22 protein-coding genes are annotated in these 23,646 nt (G+C 65.8%); 6 read left to right on the top strand and 16 right to left on the bottom strand.

Annotated elements, in window-relative coordinates; genetic code table 11:
* Window positions 1-276 precede the first annotated feature (276 nt).
* From ACVKN3_RS16265 to ACVKN3_RS16225, 9 genes are all read right to left on the bottom strand, one after another.
* On the bottom strand, window positions 277-1,011 hold the full coding sequence (locus ACVKN3_RS16265; protein WP_354516525.1) for a UDP-2,3-diacylglucosamine diphosphatase: 735 nt from the start codon (window positions 1,009-1,011) through the stop codon (window positions 277-279).
* Window positions 1,008-1,748 carry a peptidylprolyl isomerase gene (locus ACVKN3_RS16260; RefSeq protein WP_354516523.1) on the bottom strand — a complete coding sequence of 247 codons (741 nt, stop codon included), beginning with the start codon at window positions 1,746-1,748 and terminating at the stop codon, window positions 1,008-1,010. The genes ACVKN3_RS16265 and ACVKN3_RS16260 overlap by 4 nt, the downstream gene beginning before the upstream one ends.
* A gap of 83 nt (window positions 1,749-1,831) precedes the next feature.
* Window positions 1,832-3,352: a Ppx/GppA phosphatase family protein gene (locus ACVKN3_RS16255; RefSeq protein ID WP_036142777.1), complete on the bottom strand. Its 1,521-nt coding sequence runs from the start codon at window positions 3,350-3,352 to the stop codon at window positions 1,832-1,834.
* 45 nt (window positions 3,353-3,397) lie between these two features.
* Complete coding sequence (locus ACVKN3_RS16250) at window positions 3,398-3,904, bottom strand: hypothetical protein (protein WP_036142774.1); 507 nt, start codon at window positions 3,902-3,904, stop codon at window positions 3,398-3,400.
* Window positions 3,901-5,046 carry an MGDG synthase family glycosyltransferase gene (locus ACVKN3_RS16245; RefSeq protein ID WP_354516520.1) on the bottom strand — a complete coding sequence of 382 codons (1,146 nt, stop codon included), beginning with the start codon at window positions 5,044-5,046 and terminating at the stop codon, window positions 3,901-3,903. Before ACVKN3_RS16245 ends, ACVKN3_RS16250 begins: the two co-directional genes overlap by 4 nt.
* Complete coding sequence (gene ppk1, locus ACVKN3_RS16240; protein ID WP_456992103.1) at window positions 5,043-7,139, bottom strand: polyphosphate kinase 1; 2,097 nt, start codon at window positions 7,137-7,139, stop codon at window positions 5,043-5,045. The genes ACVKN3_RS16245 and ppk1 overlap by 4 nt, the downstream gene beginning before the upstream one ends.
* A gap of 78 nt (window positions 7,140-7,217) precedes the next feature.
* Window positions 7,218-8,495: a phosphate regulon sensor histidine kinase PhoR gene (phoR, locus tag ACVKN3_RS16235; RefSeq protein WP_036142768.1), complete on the bottom strand. Its 1,278-nt coding sequence runs from the start codon at window positions 8,493-8,495 to the stop codon at window positions 7,218-7,220.
* Between the two features lie 60 nt (window positions 8,496-8,555).
* Window positions 8,556-9,245 (bottom strand): phosphate regulon transcriptional regulator PhoB, encoded by a 690-nt coding sequence (gene phoB, locus ACVKN3_RS16230; protein ID WP_036142766.1) that lies wholly within the window; start codon window positions 9,243-9,245, stop codon window positions 8,556-8,558.
* A gap of 68 nt (window positions 9,246-9,313) precedes the next feature.
* Window positions 9,314-10,966: a M48 family metalloprotease gene (locus ACVKN3_RS16225; protein ID WP_285406399.1), complete on the bottom strand. Its 1,653-nt coding sequence runs from the start codon at window positions 10,964-10,966 to the stop codon at window positions 9,314-9,316.
* Between the two features lie 103 nt (window positions 10,967-11,069).
* Between ACVKN3_RS16225 and grxC the strand changes: the two genes are divergently transcribed.
* The 3 genes from grxC (at window position 11,070) to ACVKN3_RS16210 (ending at window position 12,878) form a co-directional block, all read left to right on the top strand.
* Window positions 11,070-11,339 (top strand): glutaredoxin 3, encoded by a 270-nt coding sequence (grxC, locus tag ACVKN3_RS16220; RefSeq protein ID WP_285406401.1) that lies wholly within the window; start codon window positions 11,070-11,072, stop codon window positions 11,337-11,339.
* Entirely contained in the window at window positions 11,339-11,728 is a 390-nt protein-coding gene (locus ACVKN3_RS16215) for a carboxymuconolactone decarboxylase family protein (RefSeq protein ID WP_354516515.1), read from the top strand. The genes grxC and ACVKN3_RS16215 overlap by 1 nt, the downstream gene beginning before the upstream one ends.
* A 127-nt stretch (window positions 11,729-11,855) precedes the next feature.
* The gene (locus tag ACVKN3_RS16210) at window positions 11,856-12,878 is read left to right on the top strand and encodes an isocitrate dehydrogenase (protein ID WP_285406403.1); all 1,023 of its coding nucleotides are present in this window, start codon (window positions 11,856-11,858) and stop codon (window positions 12,876-12,878) included.
* Window positions 12,879-13,438: 560 nt separating this feature from the next.
* On the opposite strand, the gene ACVKN3_RS16205 is transcribed toward ACVKN3_RS16210, so the two are convergent.
* The 6 genes from ACVKN3_RS16205 to ACVKN3_RS16180 all read right to left on the bottom strand — a co-directional run bounded on the left by ACVKN3_RS16205 (window position 13,439) and on the right by ACVKN3_RS16180 (window position 19,652).
* Complete coding sequence (locus ACVKN3_RS16205; protein WP_354516513.1) at window positions 13,439-14,635, bottom strand: M35 family metallo-endopeptidase; 1,197 nt, start codon at window positions 14,633-14,635, stop codon at window positions 13,439-13,441.
* A 495-nt stretch (window positions 14,636-15,130) separates the two neighbouring features.
* A complete protein-coding gene (locus ACVKN3_RS16200; protein WP_354516511.1) occupies window positions 15,131-16,081 on the bottom strand; it encodes an aspartyl/asparaginyl beta-hydroxylase domain-containing protein in 951 nt (316 codons plus the stop codon).
* Window positions 16,082-16,157: 76 nt separating this feature from the next.
* The gene (gene thiD / locus ACVKN3_RS16195; protein ID WP_354516508.1) at window positions 16,158-16,955 is read right to left on the bottom strand and encodes a bifunctional hydroxymethylpyrimidine kinase/phosphomethylpyrimidine kinase; all 798 of its coding nucleotides are present in this window, start codon (window positions 16,953-16,955) and stop codon (window positions 16,158-16,160) included.
* A 139-nt stretch (window positions 16,956-17,094) separates the two neighbouring features.
* Window positions 17,095-18,483: a PhoH family protein gene (locus tag ACVKN3_RS16190; protein ID WP_354516506.1), complete on the bottom strand. Its 1,389-nt coding sequence runs from the start codon at window positions 18,481-18,483 to the stop codon at window positions 17,095-17,097.
* Window positions 18,484-18,565: 82 nt separating this feature from the next.
* On the bottom strand, window positions 18,566-19,027 hold the full coding sequence (locus tag ACVKN3_RS16185) for a peroxiredoxin (RefSeq protein WP_354516504.1): 462 nt from the start codon (window positions 19,025-19,027) through the stop codon (window positions 18,566-18,568).
* Between the two features lie 22 nt (window positions 19,028-19,049).
* On the bottom strand, window positions 19,050-19,652 hold the full coding sequence (locus ACVKN3_RS16180; protein WP_036142741.1) for a glycine cleavage system protein R: 603 nt from the start codon (window positions 19,650-19,652) through the stop codon (window positions 19,050-19,052).
* A 137-nt stretch (window positions 19,653-19,789) separates the two neighbouring features.
* Here ACVKN3_RS16180 and dapA point away from each other — a divergent pair, with 137 nt between their 5' ends.
* The 3 genes from dapA (at window position 19,790) to ACVKN3_RS16165 (ending at window position 22,628) form a co-directional block, all read left to right on the top strand.
* Window positions 19,790-20,683, top strand: a complete 894-nt coding sequence (gene dapA / locus ACVKN3_RS16175) for a 4-hydroxy-tetrahydrodipicolinate synthase (RefSeq protein ID WP_354516502.1) — start codon at window positions 19,790-19,792, stop codon at window positions 20,681-20,683.
* A 28-nt stretch (window positions 20,684-20,711) separates the two neighbouring features.
* Window positions 20,712-21,296, top strand: coding sequence for a hypothetical protein (locus ACVKN3_RS16170; protein WP_354516500.1), 585 nt, complete (start codon window positions 20,712-20,714; stop codon window positions 21,294-21,296).
* 234 nt (window positions 21,297-21,530) lie between these two features.
* Window positions 21,531-22,628: a hypothetical protein gene (locus ACVKN3_RS16165; protein WP_354516498.1), complete on the top strand. Its 1,098-nt coding sequence runs from the start codon at window positions 21,531-21,533 to the stop codon at window positions 22,626-22,628.
* Between the two features lie 317 nt (window positions 22,629-22,945).
* Here the strand turns inward: ACVKN3_RS16165 and ACVKN3_RS16160 are convergent, their stop codons facing one another.
* Entirely contained in the window at window positions 22,946-23,029 is an 84-nt protein-coding gene (locus tag ACVKN3_RS16160) for a DUF3470 domain-containing protein (protein WP_354516528.1), read from the bottom strand.
* Window positions 23,030-23,646: the final 617 nt, after the last annotated feature.

Here is a 23,646-nt window from a genome sequence, read left to right as displayed (position 1 = left end):
GTGCTCAAGGCACCGCGCACAATCGGCCTGCCACACTCCGCTCTCGACTTCGAATCTACCCCATCGAAAAGACACAAGCGCACGCACGTGCGCGACATCTTCTCGCGATGACCTGGGGCTGGCGCGTGAATCCGGGCGCTTGGCCTCAACAGATGTCGCGCACATCGTGCGCTCCTACATAGGCGCGGTCGCATGCGCGTATGTATGCGCGCGCGATAGGCGCGGTCGCATGCGCGTGTGTATGTTCGCGCGATGTGCGCGATCACATCAGTGCGTTCACATGTGTGCGTTGTGGAATCCGCGGAGCTGCGCGTCGGTGGCGTCGATGGTCAGCACCGAGCCCTGGTCGTACCAGTCGCCCAGCACGATGCGCCGGGCCGGACGGCCGTCGAGGTCGAAGGTGTGGATGGCGGGGCGGTGGGTATGCCCGTGCACCAGGCGCTGCACGCCGGCGCTGCGCATCGCGGTTTCGACGGCGGCCTGGTTCACGTCCATGATGGTCTCGTCGGTGCGCCCTGTGTGCGACTTGCTGTCGCTGCGCGCCTTGGCGGCGAACGCGCGGCGCGCCTCCAGCGGCATCGACAGGATCTGCGCCTTCCAGGCGGGCGTGCGTACCTGCGCACGCACGGTCTGGTACGCCACGTCGTCGGTGCACAGCACGTCGCCATGCATCAGTAGCGTCGGCACGCCTTCGATGTCGTGTACCGTGCCGTCGTCCAGCAGGGTCAGGCCGGCACGCTCGGCAAAGGCGTCGCCCAGCAGGAAGTCGCGGTTGCCGGCCATGAAGTACACCGGCACGCCGGCGTCGCTCAGGCGACGCGTGGCGGTGGCGATGCGGGTCGGCAGTTCGGCATCGTCGTCGTCGCCGATCCACGCTTCGACCAGGTCGCCCAGGATGTAGAACGCCGAAGCGGTGCGTGCTTCATCGGAGGCGAGGAACTGCTCGAAAAGCGTGGTGATGGCGGGCCGTTCATCGTCCAGATGCAGGTCCGCGATGAACAGCGTGCTCATGCGGCCTTCGGCGTCGCGGCCTTCTTGTCGGCCTTCTTCGTGGCTGGTTTGGCCGGAGCCGCGTTGCTCTTGGTGGCTGCCGGCGTTGCGGCGGCCGCAGAGGACGCGTGGGCCGGAGCGGCCTTTTCCTCGCCGACCACGTTGGCCGAATCGATGATCACCAGCGGGTTGGGGACATCGCCGACGAACGGCCCTTGAGCGCGTGTGGGCAGGGCGGCGATCTTGTCCACCACGTCCATGCCCGAGACGATCTTGCCGAACACGGCAAAACCCCAGGTGAGGCCGCTCTGGTTGCTGACGTAGTCCAGCCGGCGGTTGTCGACCAGGTTGACGAAGAACTGCGACGTGCCGGAGTTGGCGTCGGCACCACGGGCCACGGCCACCGTGCCGCGGAGGTTGGACAGACCGTTGTCCGCCTCGCTGGGAATGGCGGCGCGCGTGCGGCGCTGGGTGAGGTCGCGGCCGTAGAGGCCGCCCTGTACCAGATAGCCGTCGACCACGCGATGGAACACCGTGCCGTCGTAGAAACCGTCACGCACGTACTGGAGGAAGTTGGCAACGCTCTTGGGTGCCTTTTCCGGGTACAGCTCCAGGGTGAAATCGCCCTGCGTGGTGTGCATCACCACCCGGGGATGCTCCGCGGCACCGGTGGCCGGGGCCGTGGGTTTCGCGGGTTGCTGGGCCAGGGCGCCAAGGGGCAGGGCGAGCAGGACGCTGGCAAGGACGGCTTTGAACATGGGTGACCGATCGCGGCGGCGGAACAGGTCACCGATGATACGCCCCTTCGCGAAAGCGTTCGCGCGCACGGGGGCGATTGCGCTCATTCGGTCACGATTTCCAGCTCCAGGCCCAGCTCGGCCAGCGGTTCGCGCTCTTGGTCGAGGTCGGCCTCGGTCAGCGGGTGCTGGTCCAGCCAGTCGGCGGGCAGGGTGAGGCGCAGGCGCTGGCGCGTGGCGACGGCACGGATGCGTGGCAGCGCCTCGGCACGGCGCGCACGACGGAACAGCACGCCCAGGCGCAGGATGGCGGTGATATGCCGGGCCAGCATGCGGTAACGCACGGGAAGCGCGGCGATGACGGATTTTTCCGGCTTGCGTCGGTGCGATTCGACGATCGCCGCCAGCAGCTGTTGCTCCTGGCGCGAGAAACCCGCCAGGTCAGCATGGCGCAGGATATAGGCGCCGTGTCGCTGGTGCTGGCTGTGCGCGATGGCAAGACCCAGCTCGTGCACGCGCGCGGCCCACGACAGCCACTCGCGACCGTCGTCGTCCAGTTTCCACACCTTGGCCAGCTGGTCGAACAGGCCCAGCGCCGTGGTCTCGACGCGCCGTGACTGCGCGCGGTCCACGCCGTAGCGTGCGGCCAGCGCGTCGATGCTGGCCATGCGCGGGTCGGTGCCGGCCGAGCGGCCGATCAGGTCCCACAGCAGGCCTTCGCGCATCGAGCTTTCCGACACGCGCAGGCGTTCGATGCCCAGCGCCTCGAAGGCGGCCTCGTAGATGGCGACGCCGCCGGCGAAGACTTCGGCGCGATCCTCGGGCAGCCCCGGCAGCTTGAGCGCGCCGCCGGATGCACCCTGCTCGATCAGGGCCTCGCGCACCGCGGCCAACGCTTCCGGGGTGATGCCGTCGTCGGAGAGCTTCATCGCGCGGACCACGGCACCGATGGCCTTGGAGGTGCCCGAGGAGCCGTAGGCATCCGCCCAGCCGGCTTCCCGGTAATCCTCGGAGAACTGCTGCAGCAGCACGCCGATCTCGCGACGCGCGCGCAGCCAGCGCTTGCGGGTGATCTTGCCGCCCGGGAAGAACCGCAGGGTGCTGGCGATGCAGCCCACCTGCACGCTTTCCGTCAGCAGCGGCGACGTGCCGCGGCCGATGATGAACTCCGTGCTGCCGCCGCCGATGTCGATCACCAGGCGATGGTCGCGCGAGGCCGGCAGGTCGTGGGCGGCACCGAGGAAGATCAGGCGGCCTTCCTCGCGACCCGACACGATCTCGACCGGATGACCCAGCGCCGCTTCCGCCGCGGACAGGAAGGCATGCGGGGAGGCCAGCCGGCGTACGGTGTTGGTCGCCACCGCGCGGACGTGCAGGGCGGGAATGCCGGCGATGCGCTGGCCGAACCGCGCCAGGCTGGCCAGCGCCGCGGCGCGATGGCCGGCGTCCAGCGTGCCGTCCGGTCGCAGGCCGATCGCCATGCGCACCGAGTCGCGCAGGCGGTCGATCACGCGGGGCTCGCCGTGCTCGTAGCGGGCCACCACCATATGGAAGCTGTTGGAGCCCAGATCGACCGCGGCGAGGAATTCACCGTCGTTGATCTGCGATTTGCCTGTAGATGCCAAAAGGGATGTCCGCAGCAACGTATCGACGGATTCTGGCACGGTCCGTCAGCGTGGGGTAGGCGCACGCTGCGGTTTGGGCAGCGCGGACAGCACGAAAAGCACGACGCACAGGAAGCCGAACACCCAGTAATCGGCGGGCGCCGGGCCCCACCAGTGGCGATGCCAGGGCACGTCGACGGGGTCGAAACGAGCCAGCCCGAAGGCGGGGTTCAGCACGAACCACAGGCCGTCTTCCACGACCCAGAACAGCATGATGCAGGCGATCGTCCGTACCTGCGCGCGCCAGCTCCAGTAGCCCTGGAACACCATCGGGAAATGGAAGAACAGCGCGATGAACGGAAACACGTAGGCGTGGTAGCCGGTCATGGCGCGACCGCCCCAGAACAGGTCGAGCAGCCAGTGGTGTTCGATCCGCCAGGTGGGCAGGCTGGTCGCCCAGCCATGCGCGCCCTCGATCTCGATCTCCACATGCGCGAACAGGAAGGCCAGCAGCAGGGTGAAGGCCGCGGTGGCGAGCACCGCCAGCGCGCGTCGTCCCGGGGCATGGATCATGCGGTGCCCCGCAGGTCGAGCACCCGGGCGATCACGTCGCGTGCCGCATGGGGCCGCCCGATGGCGCGGGCGCGGGCGGCCATGGTGGCAAGCAGGTCGGGTGCGTCGCGCAGCACGTCGACGCGCCAGGCCAGGGCCACGGCGTCGATCGCCTTCCACGCCGCGCCCTGTTCCAACAGGTAGTCGGCATTACGTTCTTCCTGGCCGGGTATGGGGGCGTTGACGATCATGGGCAGGCCCATCGCCAGGCACTCCGAGGCGGTCAGGCCGCCCGGCTTGGTGATGGCCAGGTCGCAGCAGGCCATGACCTCGTCGACGCGACGCGTGAAGCCCAGGGGGAACAGGCGCCCCGCATGCCGGGTCGCGGCCAGGGCGCGCAGGCGTTCAAGCATGGCGGCATTGCGTCCGGCGAGCACCACCAGCTGGAAGGTGCCGCCGGCGGCCAGCAGCGTGTCGGCCAGCCGGTCCAGTTCGCCCACCCCGGCGCCCCCACCCATCACCAAGAAGGTGGGGCGCGACGGATCCAGGCCGAAGCCGGCGGCCAGTGCCTGGCGATCGTGTGGACCGGCAAAGGCCGGCATCAGCGGGATGCCGGTGGTATGAACGCGGTCGGCCGGCAGGCCCACGGCTCGCATGCGGTGAGCGATCTCGGGACTGGCCGCGAAGTAACCGGCCATGCCGTGCACCACCCACAGGCGGTGCAGGTCGAAGTCGGTGACCTGCAGCCATACCGGGGTATCGATGCGGCCCTTGCGGATCTGCCGGGCCAGCATCTCGGCCGGCAGGAAATGCGTGCAGACGATGGCATCCGGCGCGAACGCGGCGATCGCCGTGCGCAGGCGCCGCGTGTTCAGGCGCTCGATGGTGCGCCGCATGCGCGCAGTCACGGCATCCGGATGGGTGTCGTCGGTGATGCGATAGAGCATGCCCCACAGCCGCGGATAGCGCGTGATCAGGCTGAGGTAGAAGTCGGCGTAGATGCGCCGGAACGTGGCGGGCACGTAGTGCATCACGTCCAGGTGCTTCGCCTCCACGTCGTGGCCTTCAGCAGCCAGCGCCGCCACCGTGGCCTCCAGTGCCTCCGCGGCGCGCACGTGCCCGGCGCCGGCGGAGACCGACAGGAACAGGACGCGCCGGGTCACCCGCAATACGCCGAGAGCAGCGCCTGCTGCGCGCTGTGCGGTGCCTCGCCCATGGCGGGCTGGTTGCGCGTGTAGCGGCCATCTGCGCCGAGCAGCCATGCCTGCGTGTTGTCGCGCAGGTAGTTTTCCAGGGTTTCGCCGTAGACGCGGGCGGCCAGCTCCGTGTCGAGGATCGGCACGGCCACTTCGATGCGGCGCATCAGGTTGCGCTCCATCCAGTCGGCGCTGGCGCAGTAAAGCTCCGGCGCGCCGTCGTTGCCGAACCAGTAGACGCGGCTGTGCTCGAGGAAGCGACCGATGATCGAGCGCACGCGGATGTTGTCCGACACGCCCGGGATGCCCGGGCGCAGGGTGCAGGCGCCACGAATGATCAGGTCGATGCTGACGCCGGCCATGGAGGCGCGGTAGAGGGCTTCCACCACGTGCGCCTCGTTGAGCGCATTGAGCTTGGCGACGATGCGTGCGGGCCGGCCGTTTCGTGCGTGCTCGATCTCGCGTTCGATCTTGCCCATCACGCTGCTGTAGAGGGTGAACGGCGAATGCAGCAGGCGCTTCAGCTGGATCATCGGGCCCAGGCCGGACAGCTGCTGGAACACCTTGTGGATGTCCTCGCCGATATCCGCGTTGGAGGTCATCAGGCCGATGTCGGTGTAGCCTCGGCTGTTGCCCTGGTGGTAGTTGCCCGTGGACAGGTGCACGTAGCGGCGCAGCCCGCCGGCTTCGCGACGCACGATCAGCAGCATCTTGGCGTGGGTCTTGTAGCCGACCACGCCGTAGACCACCTGCACGCCGGCCTCCTGCAGGCGCGTGGCCAGGCCGATGTTGGCTTCCTCGTCGAACCGGGCGCGCAACTCGATCACCACCGTGACGTCCTTGCCGTTACGCGCCGCTTCCACCAGCAGATCGACCAGCGGGGAATCCTTGCCCGCGCGGTAGAGGGTCTGCTTGATCGCCAGCACGCCCGGGTCCGTCGACGCGCGGCGCAGCAGCTCGATCACGGAGACGAAGGATTCGTACGGGTGGTGCAGCAGCACGTCGCGCGCGCCCAGCACGTCGAATTCGTTGACGCCTTTGCCGAACGCCGGGGAAAGGCGGGGCGTGAACCGCGGGAATTTCAGGTCCGGGCGGTCCACCTGGTCGTAGATCAGGCCCGAGCGGATGATGTTGACCGGGCCGTCGCAGCGGTAGACGTCGGCGTCTTCCAACTGGAAGTTGGCCACCAGCATCTCGGTGATCGCACGCGGGCAGTCCGCACCCACTTCCAGGCGCACCGGGCGCGCGTAGCCACGGCCGACCAGCTCCTCGCTCAGCGCGCGGGCGAGGTTCTCCACCTCGGCTTCCTCCACCACCAGTTCGCTGTTGCGGGTGACGCGGAACTGATAGGCCGCGCAGACGCGGAAGCCGGGGAAGATCTCGTCCGCGAACGCCTGCAGCACTTCGGCCAGGAACACGAAGTCGCCGTCGTTGCCGTCCACTTCGCCGGGTACGTGGATGATGCGCGGCAGCGAGCGCGGCGCGCGGACCAGCGCCATGTGGCCCTCGCGACCGAACGCGTCGCGGCCTTCGAGCACCACGGCGAGGTTGAGCGTCTTGTTGAGGATGCGCGGGAACGGGTGGGCCGGATCGAGGCCCAGCGGCGACAGCACCGGCATGATCTCGTTCTGGAAATAGCCCTGCAGCCAGCGGCGCTGGCGATCGCTCCACGCTTCGCGGGTCAGGAAACGGATGCCCTCCCGTTCCAGTGTGGGCAGCAGTTCCTCGTGCCAGATGATGTAGAGCTCGCCGACCAGTTCCAGCGTGCGCTGGCGGATGCGGGTGAGGAGATCCGCAGACGAGAGCCCATCCGCGCCAGGCACCGCCGCGCCCAGGGCATGCTTGTGCTTGAGCACGGCCACGCGAACCTCGAAGTATTCGTCGAGGTTGTTGCTGACGATGGTCAGGTAGCGCAGGCGCTCCAGCGCGGGGACATCGGGATCGCGGGCCTGGGCCAGCACACGGAAGTTGAATTCCAGCGCCGCCAGTTCACGGTTGATGTAGAGGTCGGGGTGGCCGAGGTCGACGGGCTCGCTCATTCGTTCCGCTGGTCCTTTCATGACGTCCGATGGTGGCGCATGGACGATCATGCCGGAAAGCGGCGTCGCAGCAACCCGCCGTCGCGTGCCGGCCACGAATCAGCCGTGCAGGCCGGCGGCTTCGTGTAGCCGGGCCGCATCGGCCAGGCGTTCGCTGCCGAAGACGCAGGCGAAGGTGGAGCCCTTGCCGGGTTCGCTCTCGATCACCAGCCGTGCCTGGTGCAGATTTAGCACGTGCTTGACGATGGACAGGCCCAGGCCGGTGCCGCCGGAGTCGCGCGAGCGGCTGGACGATACGCGATAGAACCGCTCGGTCAGCCGGGCGATATGCGAGGCGGGAATGCCGAAGCCGGAATCCTGTACCGAGAATCGGGCCCCTTCCTCGACCGCGGCCCAGCGGATGACGATCTTGCCGCCCGTGGGGGTGTAACGCACCGCGTTGCTGACCAGGTTGGAAAACGCGCTGTGCAGGTCCTTCGGCGAGCCCATCAGGTCATGCCCCGTGGCCACGTCCAGCGACACGGTATGGCGGCCCTGGCTCAGCGCCTCGGCCTCCTTGCGCAGGCTGGCCAGCAGGGGTGCCATCGCCACGGGCTCGTCGGCGACGTGTTCCTGGGTTTCCAGCCGCGACAGCGTGAGCAGGTCTTCCACGATCTGGCCCATCCGCTTGGACTGCGCGCGCATCTCGTCCAGGACCGGGGCAAGCTCAGGCACGTCTTCGGGGTCGAGCAGTTCCAGGTAGCCGTGGATCACCGTCAGCGGGGTGCGCAGCTCATGCGACACGTTGGCCACGAAATCCCGCCGGATCTGTTCCAGCCGGGTGAGGTGGCTGGTGTCGCGTGCCAGCAACAGGCGCTGGCGGCTCCCGAAGGGCAGCAGCGTGGCGGTGACGTGCCGGTTCGGATGCCCGGGCGCGGTTACGTCATTGAGCGGTTCGCGCGCGCCGTCGGCCAGCCATTCGGACAGGTCGGTGTTGCGCATCAGGTCGGCCAGCACCCGGCCACGGTCGCGCGCCTGTTTCAGCCCGAGCAGTTCCTCCGCCGCATGGTTGAACCAGCGCACGTGGTGCGAGTGGTCCAAAAGGACCACGGCATCGGGCAGGGTCCCCGCGGCGCTGCGCAGGTCACGCAGGCGGGAGGCGATTCGGCGGGTGCGGGTCATGAGACGGTCATACTCGGGGGCGTGCGTGGCGGTCGAAGGCAACATTGGCCGTGTGTTGTGACGGAACAGAGACAGCAGCACGACGATTTGCCCCAGCGCGACCACGGTCACACCGACCAGGGGCGCGTGCACCAGCCAGCCGGCCACGCCGCCCAGAACGAGTAGGGCCGCGCAACCGGCGGGAAGGCGCCAGGAATAAAGGAAACGGTGTGACATGACGGGTACGGCCGGTGGTCGTTCAGATGCTCGGACCATAGCGTGCCCGCCCGCGCAAACCTAGGTGCTGGCGGAGAAGCGATAGCCCGCGCCGCGCACCGTTTGCACCATGTCGTCGAGTTTCCACGGCTCCAGCGTCTTGCGCAGGCGCCGGATATGCACATCCACGGTGCGTTCCTCGACGTAGACGCTGCCTCCCCAGACATGGTCCAGCAACTGGGCGCGGGAGTAGACCCGCTCCGGATGCGTCATGAAGAAGAACAGCAGCCGGTACTCGGTCGGGCCGATGGGCACGGCCTCCTCGCCGGCGAACACGCGGTGGGCGGGTCCGTCGATGCGCAGGCCGCCCAGCTCGACCACGCCTGAGCCGTCGTCGCCCTGGCTGCGGCGCAGGACCGCCTTGATGCGTGCGATGAGTTCGCGGGTGGAGAAGGGCTTGATGACGTAGTCGTCCACCCCGGCTTCCAGGCCGTTGACCCGATCCATCTCCTCGCCGCGGGCGGTGAGCATGATGATCGGGATTTCCCGTGACAGTTCTTCCCGTCGCAGGCGTCGGGCCAGTTCCAGTCCGCTGGTGCCGGGTAGCATCCAGTCGAGCAGGATCAGGTCCGGAACCCGCTCGGAAATGGCCATCTGTGCGGCGCGGGCGTCCGCGGCGTGAGCCGCGTCCATACCCGCCTTGCGAAGTGCGAACGCGACCATGTCGCGGATCGAAGCTTCGTCTTCTACGATGAGAATGCGCTTATGCACGCGTGGGCCGCTCGGTGGCTGTGACCGTCATATTGCAGCCTTGCAGTGTTACACGGGAATGACAACGGTCACATTCCGTTTCTCAGCAAGGTACGAGACCCGGCCCACTGGCTACGGCCGTCGGGGTTGTCGTCCGTTGTAATGCGCCGTTTGCGCAGCTCCAGCAGCAGCGGGGTGAGGTCCGCGATGCGCGCCTGGACGCGCGATCGCTGGTAATAATCCAGGTCGTTGCGACCCAGCAGCCGTTTCAGCTGCTCCATGGCGTCGAACGGCCGGCCGGAGAGGTAGGCGCTGTCGGCATACGCTTCCGCGGCCCGGACGCCGTCGCCTGACAGCTCGCTGGCCCGTGCGAAGGTGCGGTAGATGTCCGGGTCCTCGCTGTCGTCCAGCATCGGCCGGAGCATGGCGGTGGCGATGCGGGCGTCCTCGACCCGTCCGGTGCCGGTGAGGGCACGGGCGTAACCCAGGGCCACCGCGCGGTTACGCGGCGAGTTGTCGTGCAGGGCCTTGTAGATCGCCATGGCGTCGCCGTGGCGGCCCGCGTTCTCGTAGGCGTCGGCCAGGCCCAGGCGCAGCACGACGCTGGATGGCGCCTTGGCCAGCAAGGGCTGCAACTCGGCGGCGGCCTGGGCGCCCTGGCCGATGCGCAGCAGGCAGAGGGCGTAGCCGTAGCGGTTGGCCGCGGTGTCGAAATCCTTCCGCTTCAGGTTGGTCGCGTAATACGGCGCCAGCTGGCGTGCATCGCCCGAGAGCACGCGCACGCGCTCGCGCATCAGCGCGTAGGTGTCGTCGACGCCGTCCCGGGCCACCTTGCCCGAGGGCGATATCAGCGTGGTCGGGTCTTTCACGAAGAGTACGGGCGCCGTGCTCTTCTCCCAGGTGGCCTTGTCCAGCGTCGGCTGGCGCGGCCGGTTGGCCTGGGCCTCCTCCAGCGTGCGGGCGCGCGCCTTGGCCTCGCTGATGCGCGCCAGGGTGACCGGATGGGTCTGCAAGAGTGCGGGCAGGGCTTCTTCGCCCTGGCCCACGCGCAGCGTGTCCTGCATGCGGCCGAAGAAGTCGCCCATGGCCTCGGGATCGTAGCCGGCACGGGATAGGGTCTGGATGCCCACGCGGTCGGCTTCCACCTCGTCCTTGCGGGTGAAGTTGATCTGCCGCTGCATCAGCAGGCCTTGGCCGCCCATCAGTACGGCCGGTGCCGCATCGCCCATGCCGCCGCCGGCACCCGCTGCGATGGCGCCAAGCAGCACCAGGGCCATCAGCGGCGCGTTCTTTTTGGAGTCCTCGAAGGCGCGGTAGAGGTGGTTCTGGGTGATGTGGCCGATCTCGTGGGCCATGACGCCGGCCAGTTCGCTCTCGTTCTGCGTGATGTTGATCAGGCCGGCATTGACGCCGATGTAGCCACCGGGCGCGGCGAAGGCGTTGATCTGGGTGTCGCGGACGATGAAGAACTGGAAATGGTCCTTGGGCCGGTCGCTCGCGGCGACCAGCCGATAGCCCAGATCGTTGATGTACTGGTCCAGCAGGGCATCGTCCACCGTCAGGTCGAGCGCATGCATCTGGCGCAGCATCATCGCGCCGTATTCGTCGGCCTCCCGCGGGCTGATCAGCGCATTGGCCGAGCTGCCCAGGTCGGGCAGGCGGACGTTGTCCTGCGCGCCGGCGGCGAAGGTGGCGAGCGCGGCGGCGGCGATCAGGGGCAGGCGGAGACGTGGGGTACGCATAGGTGCGAGGACGATACCATCACCCGGTGGCGAACGATTGCCTTGTAAAATAGCCCCCGGATCGCCATTTTTCATCCTCATCCCGGCTTGGAGTTCCCCTCCCGTGTCCACCCCCGACATCACCATCTATTCCACCGCGGTGTGCCCCTACTGCGTGGCCGCCAAGAATCTCCTCAAGGCCAAGGGCCTGGCCTGGAACGAGGTGCGCATCGACACGGACCCGGCCCAGCGCGACCTCATGCTGGAGAAGAGCGGCGGCCGCCGCACGGTGCCGCAGATCTTCATCAACGGCACCCATGTGGGCGGGTTCGACGACCTGGCCGCGGCCGACCGCAGCGGCCGGCTGGCCGAGATACTCGGGGCGGCGCACTGATGGCCGATAAGCGCGTCGAGGAATTCACCTCGTTCCGCCAGCGGATGAACGAGCGCATCCTTGGCGAGGACAACCAGGTGGTGCGCCGCTTTTTCGCCCTGGACACCCAGACCTACCGGGCAGGCGCGCTGGACGTCAAGACCAAGGAAATGCTCGGCCTGGTCGCCTCCATGGTGCTGCGCTGCGACGATTGCATCAGCTACCACGTGGCCCAGTGCAAGGAGGCGGGGGTGAACCGCGACGAGTTCTTCGAGGTGTTCAGCGTCGGCCTGGTGGTGGGCGGCTCCATCGTCATTCCCCATCTGCGTCGCGCCGTGGATTTCCTCGACTCGCTCGAGGGCGAACCCGCCACGGATGCCGCCGCCTGCGCGGATCATCCCGCCGCCTGATCGACCCTGGCGCCCGCCGGGCGCCATCCTTGAAGGAAGAGGGCCGGATCGCCGATAATTGGGCGATTTTTCTCCCCACGCGTGCGCTTCGGCACGTGTCATGCGACACACCTTCAGGAGTACTCCCATGAGCAAGACGATTGCCGTGATCCCCGGCGACGGCATCGGCCCCGAGATCATGGACGCGACCATCCGTGTCCTCGACGCCCTCGACTGTGGCCTGTCCTACGAGTATGTGGACGCCGGCGTGGTCGCGCTCGAAAAGCACGGCGACCTGCTGCCGCAGGCCACGATCGACACCATCGCCAAGCACAAGGTCGCCCTGAAGGGGCCGCTGACCACCCCGATCGGCGGCGGCTTCACCTCGATCAACGTCACCCTGCGCCGCAAGTTCGACCTCTACGCCAACGTGCGTCCGGCGATCAGCTTCCCGGGCACCAAGGCGCGCTTCGAGAACATCGACATCATCACCGTGCGCGAGAACACCGAAGGCGCGTACCTCGCCGAAGGCCAGACGCAGACGGGCGAGGGCGACAACGAAGTGGCCGTGTCGATGATCCGCAACACCCGCCCGGGCATGCAGCGCATCTGCCGCTACGCGTTCGAGATGGCCCGCCAGAAGGGCCGCAAGAAGGTCACGGCGGTGCACAAGGCCAACATCATGAAGACCTCGTCGGGCCTGTTCCTGACGGTGGCGCGTGAAGTGGCCAAGGATTACACGGACATCGAGTTCAACGAGATGATCGTGGACAACGCCTGCATGCAGCTGGTGATGAACCCGTACCAGTTCGACGTGATCGTCACCACCAATCTCTTCGGTGACATCCTGTCCGACCTGTGTGCCGGTCTGGTCGGTGGCCTGGGCCTCGCGCCGGGCGCGAACATCGGCAAGGATGCGGCCATTTTCGAGGCCGTGCACGGTTCGGCGCCGGATATCGCGGGTCAGAAGAAGGCCAACCCGTGTGCGTTGCTGCTTGCCGCGGCGGATATGCTGGATCACCTCGACATGGTTGCCAAGGCTACCCGCCTGCGCAGCGCGATCCGCGATGTGATGGATGCTCGTGATCGCACGACGCCGGATGTCGGTGGTACGGGTACGACGGATACGTTCGGCGATGCTATCGTGGAGCGTATTCGCGCTACGGCGTAAGGCTCGATCGTTCTTGAAAGACCTCGCGAGATTCGCGAGGTCTTTTTTTTGACTATTTTGGGCGTGTAGGGCTCGCCTTCGGCATCGCGCTGGGCCTTGGAGCCTTGGGGCGTGGAGCAAGAGCCGGCGGGTGCCACCCTCGGGGCCACGCCTGCGGCGACCCGTAGGAAAGGCCGCTAGCGCGGCCGTGTATCTGGTTCGCGCACATCGTGCGCTCCTACGCGCGGCCGTGTATTGATTGCCCTTCGGGCCCGGGTCGGGCTTCGAACGGGGATTTTCAATTCGCCATCCCTGGCTCAGCGAAATGTCCGGCCGTCCTGGCCGGCCCCCTTCGGGCCTGATCCGTTCGAACCCCTCGCCTGCGGCTACCGGCCCCGAGGGTGGCACCCGTCGGCTCTTCCTACCGGTAAGGCGTGTGGTAGGAGAGCGCGGTGTCGGTATGCCTTAGCTGTGATGGCAAAAACACTATTTTGCTTGGTCGAAGCAGATCCTCGCCTGCAACGAATTCTAAATTCTACTACCAGGGCATCTGAGAAGAATTTTCCTGCTTGATACTCTTCTCAAGGCTGGACGAGTGCATTAAAAGTTCCGACGTAGTACATCACGTTGTCAGCATTACGTACTGCGTTTTTTCTGTTTTTAGTTGTCAGATTGTGTGCCCCCGACATGCCATAGGCATAGTCTCCAGTTGACGATTCCCGCCAGTCGACGAAGTGTGAGTATTCATGGACTAGCGTCAGTAGTTTGCTGTCGTAGGGGCCATTGCTGCCGGGTAGTGCGAAGAAACGATCGCACAGATTTATCGTACTGTTACTGGTGTTGGTCCATGCCGCCGTTTCAGGCGAATACTCACTCGAGCAGCCGCAGAGATAGCTTTCCGCGCCGACACGGAGATAAATAGCGTTGACGCTTTTTATCATGACGAAGTCGTCATTGTCCTTCCAGTAGTTGGTATAGCTAGGGCGGCTCAGGTAAGCCTGACCTCGGTTTTCGGGCAACCCAAACCAGTATGTATACGCATTGTCTGCCCTGATCTGGCCAGTGTATGTTTTATTCCCGACGTCGTCCTTTCCTTCCTTTACTTCGAAGAGCCCTTCAAGTGCGTGGAGTGCCTTCATGGTCAGGCCTGGCGCCGCTCCACGAGCGGCTGCAACGATGTTCATCTGATTTGCGGTGCAGGTTGCCCCTACGCCACTGGCCGACGCTTCGTTTCGCTTAAGAAGTGCCATGCCTTTATCGGCGACGATCTCTTCGGTATTGCTCACTTCTACAGCGTCCGAGCTGTTGGCTATTTCTCCCGAAGCATCTGTTTCTATTGTCCTGACAAAATCCTGGCTGTAGCGAACCCGGTAACGTCCTCCTGCCGTCAGGTCGTAGTCCGCTGCCAGGTCCAGATGGTGCGACAGCATCTGTCCGGGATCGATGCGAACAAAGAAGTGTGAGGGATTGACAGGTGATATGCGGACATACCGTCCAATAAACGTTGCGGGACGTCCTTGCTGATCCGTGACCTCGAAGACATTCCCCATCAAGTGGCCATCAGGCGTGAACAATGGCGTGCGGTGACGAGGGAGGTAAACAGGGTGGTCGCTCACGTTACGGATCGTTACGGTCAGCTGGTTCGACGATACGGCCCCTTGTAGTGCTTGGCCATCAATGTGGACCTGGAGCGTTGTACCGTCCTGTGCGAAGGCGGGCAGTGCGACGACCAAAGCGACCCATACAGCAATCCGGCGAAAAACCTTGCAGCGTTCCATTGAGAAATTCCTTCTTCAAAGCGTGTACATAAGAATGCTCTACACGATCGACGAATGCAGCGATTTTGAAATAAAAGTCCATTTTTTCAGATTTATTCTATGTTTTCGTATTCATTACGCAGGAGCGATGCGTGATGGATATTTCGACGTTGGCATGGGTAGATCGACTAGGCCCGGTGTGACGACTCATCCGTTTCACCACAGCAAGCGCTCGCCTGCGCCGGATACTTCTCGCCGCACCATGTCTGCCACTTCCGCGTATTCCGCGTGCGCTGGCTGGGTAGCAGGTGGCCGTTCTGTGGGCCGAAGCCGCGGCCGGTGATGACCCTGAGTACGAACTCCAGGCCGTCGTGGACGTACCACGGCTGGGCCTGGCGATCGCGCGAGCCGACACGGCGGACCCAGATGGATTGTTCGGGGAGGCGTCGGTCGTCGACGAGGTGGCCGATGACGTTGGCACGGTGGAAGCAGGCGGTACGACGTCGGAGCGGTGGATCAGCCGCGATAGAACGGGTAGGGCGCCAGGAAGATCAGCCAGATTGCCAACACGATGCAGACGTACTTGACCAGCCGGAACAGCTTCGGGTGGGCTTTCTTGAAGCGGCGGGTGCGCTCGCGGCCGCGCTTGTTGAGGGCGAACATACGGTTGACGAAGCCGACCTGTTCGTTGCCGTCGTCGCTGTTGGGCGAGGCGGTGATGGAGCCCATGAATGCGCCGACGCGCTTGTTGATCGCCGTCATCATGCCGCTCTTCAGGGGGCGCTCGACATCGGCGAACAGGATGACGCGGGTCTGGTCGGTACGGTTTTCCGCCCAGTGCACGTAGGTTTCGTCGAAGACGACATCCTTACCGTCGCGCCAAGCGTGCATCTCGCCGTCGACGAAGATGCGGCACTCGTCGGAGTTGGGCGTGATCAGGCCCAGGTGGTAGCGCAGCGAGCCGGCGAAGGGGTCGCGATGCGGGTTGAGCTTGCTGCCGGGTGGGAGCAGGGCGAACATCGCGGCCTTCACGCTGGGGATGGCGTTGAGCAGCTTCACCGTTTCGGGGCAAAGCGTTTCGGCGGAGGTCAGCGGCTCGCCGTACCACTTGAGGTAGAAGCGCTTCCAGCCTTGCTTGAAGAAGGAGTTGAACGAGGCGTCGTTGTGTTTCTCTGCGGAGCGGATGAAGCCCTCGTCGAACAGGTGCATCGCTTCGGCGCGGATCGCCTGCCAGTTGGTCTGCAACAGGTCGAGCTGCGGGAAGCCGCTGCGGTCCAGGATGGGGCGGGCCGGCACAGCGGAGAACGCGTACATCAGCAGGTTGTACGGGGCGAAGATGGCGGAGTGATCGACCAGCTGGCGATCGAAGCGCAGGCGCGAGCGACCGCGCAGGTGCACCCGCAGCACGCACAGGGTGAACAGGATCAGGACGTACAGGACGATGAAGCGGGGTCCGAGCAAATTCATGTGCGGCGACTCGACGTGGACGAGCGATACATGCGGCCGAAGCGGCCCGTATCAACGCGTCTAGGATACTCCGCCGTCAATGGCCGAGCACGTGAACCTCGCCGCCTCCGGGTTTCCAGGCGCGCCGGAATGCCCCGTTCGTCCATGCGATGGCCTCACGGACGGCGGCGCGCGGCGATTTGCCTCGGGCCAGTGCGGCCGTGACGGCGGCGGCCAGGGTACAGCCGCTGCCGTGGCCTTCGATCGGCAGGCGCGGATGGCGCAGTTCGATGACGCCACGGGCGTCGTAGTAGCGATCGACCAGTTCCCGCCCTTTGCCGTGGCCACCCTTGAGCAGCACGCCACGGGCGCCCAGGGCGAGCAGGTCGGCACCGGCGGCGTCCAGGTCGCGCCCGAGCGGCCTGCCGAGCAGCACCTCGGCTTCGGGACGGTTCGGCGTGAGCACGTCGGCCAGCGGGACCAGGCGGGTGACCAGTGCCTCCAGCGCGTCCTCGTCCAGCAGGTGCCGTCCGCTGGTGGCCCGCATGACCGGATCGACCACCAGCCACGCAGGCTGCCGGCGCCGCATCTGCGTCGCCACGAGTCGGGTGATCGCGGCGCTACCGAGCATGCCGGTCTTGACCGCGGCGATGGGGAAGTCGTCGAACAGTGCATCCAACTGGCTGCGCACATGGGTCACGGGCACCGTGTGCACGGCGGTGACGCCGCGCGTGTTCTGCGAGGTGACGGCGGTGACCGCGGTGAGCCCGTGCGTGCCGCGTGCGTGGAAGGTTTTCAGGTCGGCCTGGAGGCCGGCGCCGCCGCCGGCATCGGAGCCGGCGATGGTGAGGGTGTTGGGGCGGACGGCGGGGCGGGCATTGGGGCGGAGGGGCATGGGGCTGATGATAGCCTGGCCTCGGAAGGCGGCCCTGGTAAGGGACCCCGGCCCGGTCTTTGGGGACCGGGGCGGGGTTGCTTCGCGAGCAGGCTCGCTCCTACAGGGTCGCGAGCAGGCTCGCTCCTACATTTCCTCTTTAAAGCGCTTCGGAGGCGAAGTCGGCGAGTCTGGAGCGCTCGCCGCGTTTCAGGGTGATGTGCCCGGAATGGGCCCACATCTTGAAACGGTCCACGGCGTAGGTAAGGCCGGAGGTGGTTTCGGTGAGGTACGGCGTGTCGATCTGCTCCACGTTGCCCAGGCAGACGATCTTGGTGCCGGGGCCGGCACGGGTGATCAAGGTCTTCATCTGCTTCGGCGTGAGGTTCTGCGCCTCGTCGATGATCAGGTAGCGGCTGAGGAAGGTGCGACCGCGCATGAAGTTGAGCGAACGGATCTTCACGCGCGAGGCCAGCAGGTCGTTGGTGGCCTGGCGTCCCCACGAGCCGCCTTCCTCGGGATTGGCGAGCACTTCGAGGTTGTCGGTGAGCGCGCCCATCCACGGCGTCATCTTTTCTTCTTCCGTACCGGGAAGGAAGCCGATGTCCTCGCCGACCGACACCGTGGCGCGGGTCATGATGATCTCGCGATAGCGCTGCTGGTCCATCACCTGGGCCAGGCCGGCGGCGAGCGCGAGCAGCGTCTTGCCGGTGCCGGCGGTGCCCAGCAGGGTGACGAAATCGACGTCCGGGTCCATCAGCAGGTTGAGCGCGAAGTTCTGCTCGCGGTTGCGCGCCGCGATGCCCCACACGCCGTGCGCGGCGTGGGTGTGGTCGTCCAGCAGCACCAGCTTGGCCTTGCGGTCGTCCTCGTCGCCGGTGATCTCGAGCACGCGCAGCTCGACGTCGTTCTCGCCCGGCATGTAGAGGCATTCGTTGGCGTACCAGGGCTCGTCCTCGCGGACGCTCACCTCGTAGAACGTGCGGCCTCGCTCGTTCCACGAGCGCAGTTCCGGATGCCGGCTCCAGAAATCCTCGGGCAGGGCATCCGACCCTGTGAACAGCAATGCGAAATCGTCCAGCGCACGGTCGTTCTCGTAGTCTTCCGCATCGATGCCGTAGATCGACGCCTTGATCCGGAGGTTGATGTCCTTGCTGACCAGGATGACCTGCCGGTCGGGGTACTGGTCGCGCAGGTCGATCACCGCCGCCAGGATCTGGTTGTCCGCCTTGCCGTTGCCGTGGCCGGCACGCTGCTGGAAGAACAGCCTGCCCACCGCGCCGCGTTTCAGCTTGACGCCCTGCGGGTTGGATAACTCGATGCCGCCGCGGATGCCTTCGCCGCCACCGCGCTCGATCAGCTCGTTGATGAACCGACTGACCTGCCGGCCGTTGCGCGAGACCTCGGAGCCGCCTTTCTTCTTTTCGTCCAGTTCCTCCAGCACCGTCATCGGTATGAAGACGTCGTGTTCCTCGAAGCGGAACAGCGAGGTCGGATCGTGCAGCAGCACGTTGGTGTCGAGGGCGTAGATGCGCTTGCTTCCGGTCATACGGAAGTCACCTCATGTGGAGGTTGCGAAGACCGGCCGCACGGCGACGGCCGGGGGTGGGAGCCGCATGACGCGGAATCCGTCACGCGGTGGGAACACGCTCTAGCACGGCCTGCGCATGGCCGGGGACCTTCACCCCGCGCCACTCCGCGGCGACCTTGCCATGGGGATCGATCAGGAAAGTGCTGCGCACCACGCCCAGGTAGCGCTTGCCGTAGAGCACTTTCTCGTGGATGACGTCGAACGCCTGGCACCAGGTTTCGTCGGCATCGGAGACGAGTGGGAAGGGCAGGGACTGCTTGGCGGCGAAATTGGCGTGCGAGCGCACGGAATCGCGCGATACGCCGACAACTTCGGCGTTACGGGCCTGGAACTCCGCGTAGAGGTCGCGGAAATCCTTCGCCTCGCTGGTGCAGCCCGGGGTGCTGTCCTTGGGGTAGAAGAACACCACCACCCATTTTCCCTTCAGCGCGGCCAGTGACAACGACGAGCCGTCGCCGAGGGTACCTTCGAGTTTCGGAAGCTTCGTGGTCTTTCCGGTCATGCGTGGGTGTCGATCCTTGGGCTCAGAACTTCACGGGGTCCATGATGGCGTCGAGGTTCAGGCCATCGCACAACTCGAGGAAATCGTCGCGCAGCGCGGCGATGTGGGTTTCGGACGGAATGCCGATGGTGATCTGGGCCTGGAACATCTCCGCGCCCGTCTGCATGGCCTGGTAGCGCATGGACGACAGCTGCTCGACGCTGATGTCGCGCCGGGAGAAGAACTCGATGATCTTGACCAGGATGCCCGGACGATCGGCGGCGATCACCTCGACCAGGTAGGGCAGCAGGTGCGACGTCGGCTCGCGCGGGGTGGTGCGGTAGTGGACGATCTGCAGTTCTTCGTCGCGCGCCAGCTTGCCGAGCGAGGTTTCCAGCTTGGCCACGGCATCCCAGGCGCCCGATGCCAGCAGCATGACCGAGGTGTCGTTGCCGATGGTGGAGACGCGGGCATCGGCCAGGTTGCAGCCGGAATCCGCGATGCGCTTGGCCAGCGCGAGGATGGGTGCGCGGTGCGCCGGCGACAGCGTCGAGATGAGAAGCTGGTTGTCGGTGGTGGTGGTGCGTGCTGCGGAACGATTCAAAGGCTTAGGTACCCATGGCGCGTCCCGCGGGGGCGGAACCATCGCTTCGGCGCCAGCTTACTTGCCCCCGTCGCACGCTAGCAAGACACCCGCGCGGGATCGCCGCCCGATCGGCCGAATGGACTACCCGGAAACGCCCCGGTAACATGGGAACGGCTGATTACTCAACGGGTTCCACCTTGGATATCTCTGGAAGCATCACCGCGCTGGCCACCCCCTTCGCCGCGGACGGTTCCCTCGATCTGGATGCCTTCGGCCGCCTGCTGGACCAGCAGCTTGCCGGTGGCACGCAGGGCGTGGTGGTGGCGGGCTCCACGGGCGAGGCGCATTTCCTCGAGCACGACGAGTTCGAGCGCCTGCTGGCGTTCGCCGTCAAGCACGTGGACCATCGCATTCCGGTCATCGCCGGCACGGGCGAGGCCGGCACCGCCCGCACCGTCGCCACTACGCGCCGCGCGAAGGCGCTGGGCGCGGACGCGGCACTGGTCGTGGCGCCGTTCTACGTGCGTCCCACCCAGGACGGCCTGCGTCGGCATTTCCTTGCGGTGGCCGACGAAGGCGGCCTGCCGGTCATCCTCTACAACGTGCCGTCCCGCACCGGCTGCGACATCGCGCCGGAGACGGTAGCCCAACTGCGCGACCACCCCGGTATCATCGGCATCAAGGAGGCCCGGGGCGATACGCAGCGCATCCAGGCACTGGCGGAACTTATCCGCCCGGATTTCGTCTACCTCAGCGGCGACGACGGTTCGGCCCACCAGGCCATGCTGGCGGGTGCCGCGGGGACGATCTCGGTCGTGGCCAACCTGGTGCCGGAGGCTTTCCGCGCGTTCTGCGATGCCGCCCGCTCAGGTGATGCCACCCGCACCGCACGCGAAGTCGCCCGCCTGGCGCCGCTCATCGACGCGCTGAACTGCGCGCCGAACCCGATCCCGGTCAAGGCGGGGCTGAGCGCGCTGGGGCTCGGTTCCGCGGCGCTCCGGTTGCCGCTGGTCGAGCTCGAATCCGGCCCGGATCGGGCAAAGCTGCGCGAAACGCTCTCCGCTCTGGCACCATTGGCGTCTGCCGCCTGAAGCATCCCATTCAACGGAACCTTAGTTCATGAAGAAAACCTCGTACGCGCTGGTCGTCCCGGCACTCGTCCTGTCCGCCCTGCTCGTGTCCGGTTGCGGCGCGTTCCGCTCCACCAAGGAGTGGCAGAAGGCCCAGCAGGAGGCCCCGCTCGAAATCCCGCCGGGCCTGGATACCCCGTCGACGAGCGCTGCGCTGGTCGTGCCGGACGTCGGTGCCGGCGCGGCCGATGCCAAGGCTGCGGCCATGAATGCCCCGGTATCGGACGGTTTCATCCTCACGGATGCCCCGGACGCCGCCTACCGTCGCATCGGCGAGCTGCTGAGCGTCGGCGACCTTGGCAAGGTGGTCGGCCACGACGACGCCAACTACACCTACCAGATCGCCGCCACCACCGGCGCCCCGGAAAATCGCCCGGGTCTGTTCAAGCGCATGTTCGGCGGCGGCAAGCAGGCCGACGCGCAGGATGCCCCGGCCTCGGCGCAGGGCGGTGTCCACACCGTGGTGCTCGCCGTCACGCCCAGCGGTTCGGGCAGCGAAGTACGTGCACAGGGCGATGCCGGTGGCGTTCGCCGTGTGGTCGACTCGCTGAAGTCGCGGATGGGCAGCAAGTAACCGCACGCTGCACACCGCACGCCTACGAAAGAACGCCGCCCTCGAGGCGGCGTTTTTCGTTCTGACCCAACCGGCACGGGGGTAGGTGCCGAATATCGACATCGTTCGCCTACAGCCTAGGTGGGATGGGTGCCGTGCGGATCCGGGCGCACAATCATGCCGCCGGCCCCCCCCTGGGTAGTGCGCTTTCGTCCCCGTGCCGGCATGCCAGGAAGCAAGACGACAGGAGTCGACATGTCCGCTCATATCTCACTTTCACGCTTGTTCTCGGTCGCGTTCGGTTTAACCGCTGCGGGCTGCACCATGGCGCCGGTTTCCGAATCCCACCAGCCGGCGGCGACAGAGCAGGCCCTCCCGGCGGTAGCGAGGAAAGCGCCTGCCCGTGCCAGCGCCCAAACGACCGTATCGACAGCCGGGATGATCGGGTCATCTGACAAGGGTGGCGTGCTCGGGGGCTTCCATCCACCGTCGGGGGGCGCGAATCCTCCACCTCCGCCGGAAAATAGCGACGACGCGCTTGCGTTGTCGCACGACGAGGAAGGCGCGTTGGTCGTGAGCAAGGAAGAGCAACGCTTCAACGAGACATATCCCGATTGCGATCGCAGCGCCAATAAACCCGTCTTCCTTTGTTCGGGAATCCTTTTTCGAGCTACGAGGTATTCGCCGAATTACCACTCCTGGGTACCTAATTCATCCAGTTCCAAGCCAGGAGGCGTGTCTTTCGCATACCTGCGCAAAAACGTCACCTTCAGTGCGTTTTCGACATACACCAACGGCTTTATTACGTATGCACCCCTTTCGACCCCGCCCAGCCTCTACCAGCTGGAGATACTGTGTGCGTTTCCAACCGACGGCGGCACCGATGTGCGGTCCGATCAGGGATGCGGCTATGCTAAGACCTACCCACGGGACAGTGGTCCGTGCCAGTCGCAAGGCATCACGACATCGGATCAATGGTTGGCACATTTCTGGGCCGTGGGTGTCGCGAATCGTCACCAGCATTCCTGTGGCTTCGCCCTCGCTATCGGTACGGCAAATTCCGCGCCTGCGTTCATGGAGGTTCTAGCCGCGCACAGGGCCGTCAGGGACCAGCAGGCGCTGCCGTGGAACGAAATTATAGTGAAGAGCTGGGCGGATAGGCCGAATGCCATCGGCATCGAGTCGTTCTTTTATTTCAGCCAAACCGCGGGTCTGAGTGACGCGCAGAATAGTCAGCGCGACTTCTACACGACAGTTGGCGCCTGGCGTCCACTGATTCGAGTGACTTTGCCTGCGCAGAACGGAGGCGACGTGACCTTCAAGTACATACCGGCGGAGCAAGGCGTGCGCTGATGCGTGTTTGGCGGCGGCAAACAGCCCGACGCGCACGATGCCCGGGCCTCCCAGGCCCAACGCGATCGGGATGGAGGCATTCTTTTATATGGGCAGGACTAATGGCTTGGCAGATGCCCAGGCCGTGCAGCGCAATTTCTACCTCACGGTAGGCGTATGACGTCCCCTCATTCGCATGATGTTGCCCAGCACCATGGGAGCAAACGTGACGTTCGATTACGTCTCCCCGGAACAAGTTGCCCATGAGGGGTGTGCGATATGGAGGACGATCGGGGATCACCAGAAGGTGGTGACCCTGACGGAAGCAGGGGCGAGCCTTAGCGCCGGATCAGATCGATCTTGCCCGGCTTGCCTTCCCAATCCTTGGCGTCCGGAAGGCCGTCCTTGCGCTCGGTGATCACCTTCCACGGCGCAGGGCGGTGTCCACACCGTGGTGCTCGCTGTCACGCCCAGCGGTTCGGGCAGCGAAGTACGTGCACAGGGCGATGCCGGTGGCGTTCGCCGTGTGGTCGACTCGCTGAAGTCGCGGATGGGCAGCAAGTAACCGCACGCTGCATGCCGACGAAAAACGCCGCCCTCGAGGCGGCGTTTTTCATTCTGGCGCTGTCACTGAGGAGCGAGTGCCGGATATCGGCATCGTTCGCCTACGTCATAAGTCAGATGGATGGTGTTCGGTCCCGAGCTTACGATGGATGCGACCGCAAGGGCCGGTCGTACGCTTTCGCCCCATGCGGCAAGCCCAGGAAGAAAGACGACAGGAGTCGACATCTCCACCAGTACTTTGCTTTCACGCTTGTTCACCGTCGCGGTGTGTTTAACCGCTGCTGGCTGCACCGTAGCCCCGGTTTCCGAATCCGGACAGCCGGCGGTGGCACATCGAACCGTCCCGGCGACAGCACGGAAATCGCCGGTACATACCAGCGTCCCAGGGGCCGGATCGACAGCCGGCACGATCGGGTCATCTGACAAGGGTGGCGTGCTCGGGGGCTTCCATCCACCGTCGGGGGGCGCGAATCCT

The organism is Luteibacter sp. PvP120 (assembly GCF_054055715.1).
This window is presented reverse-complemented; position numbering and strand designations above follow the sequence as displayed.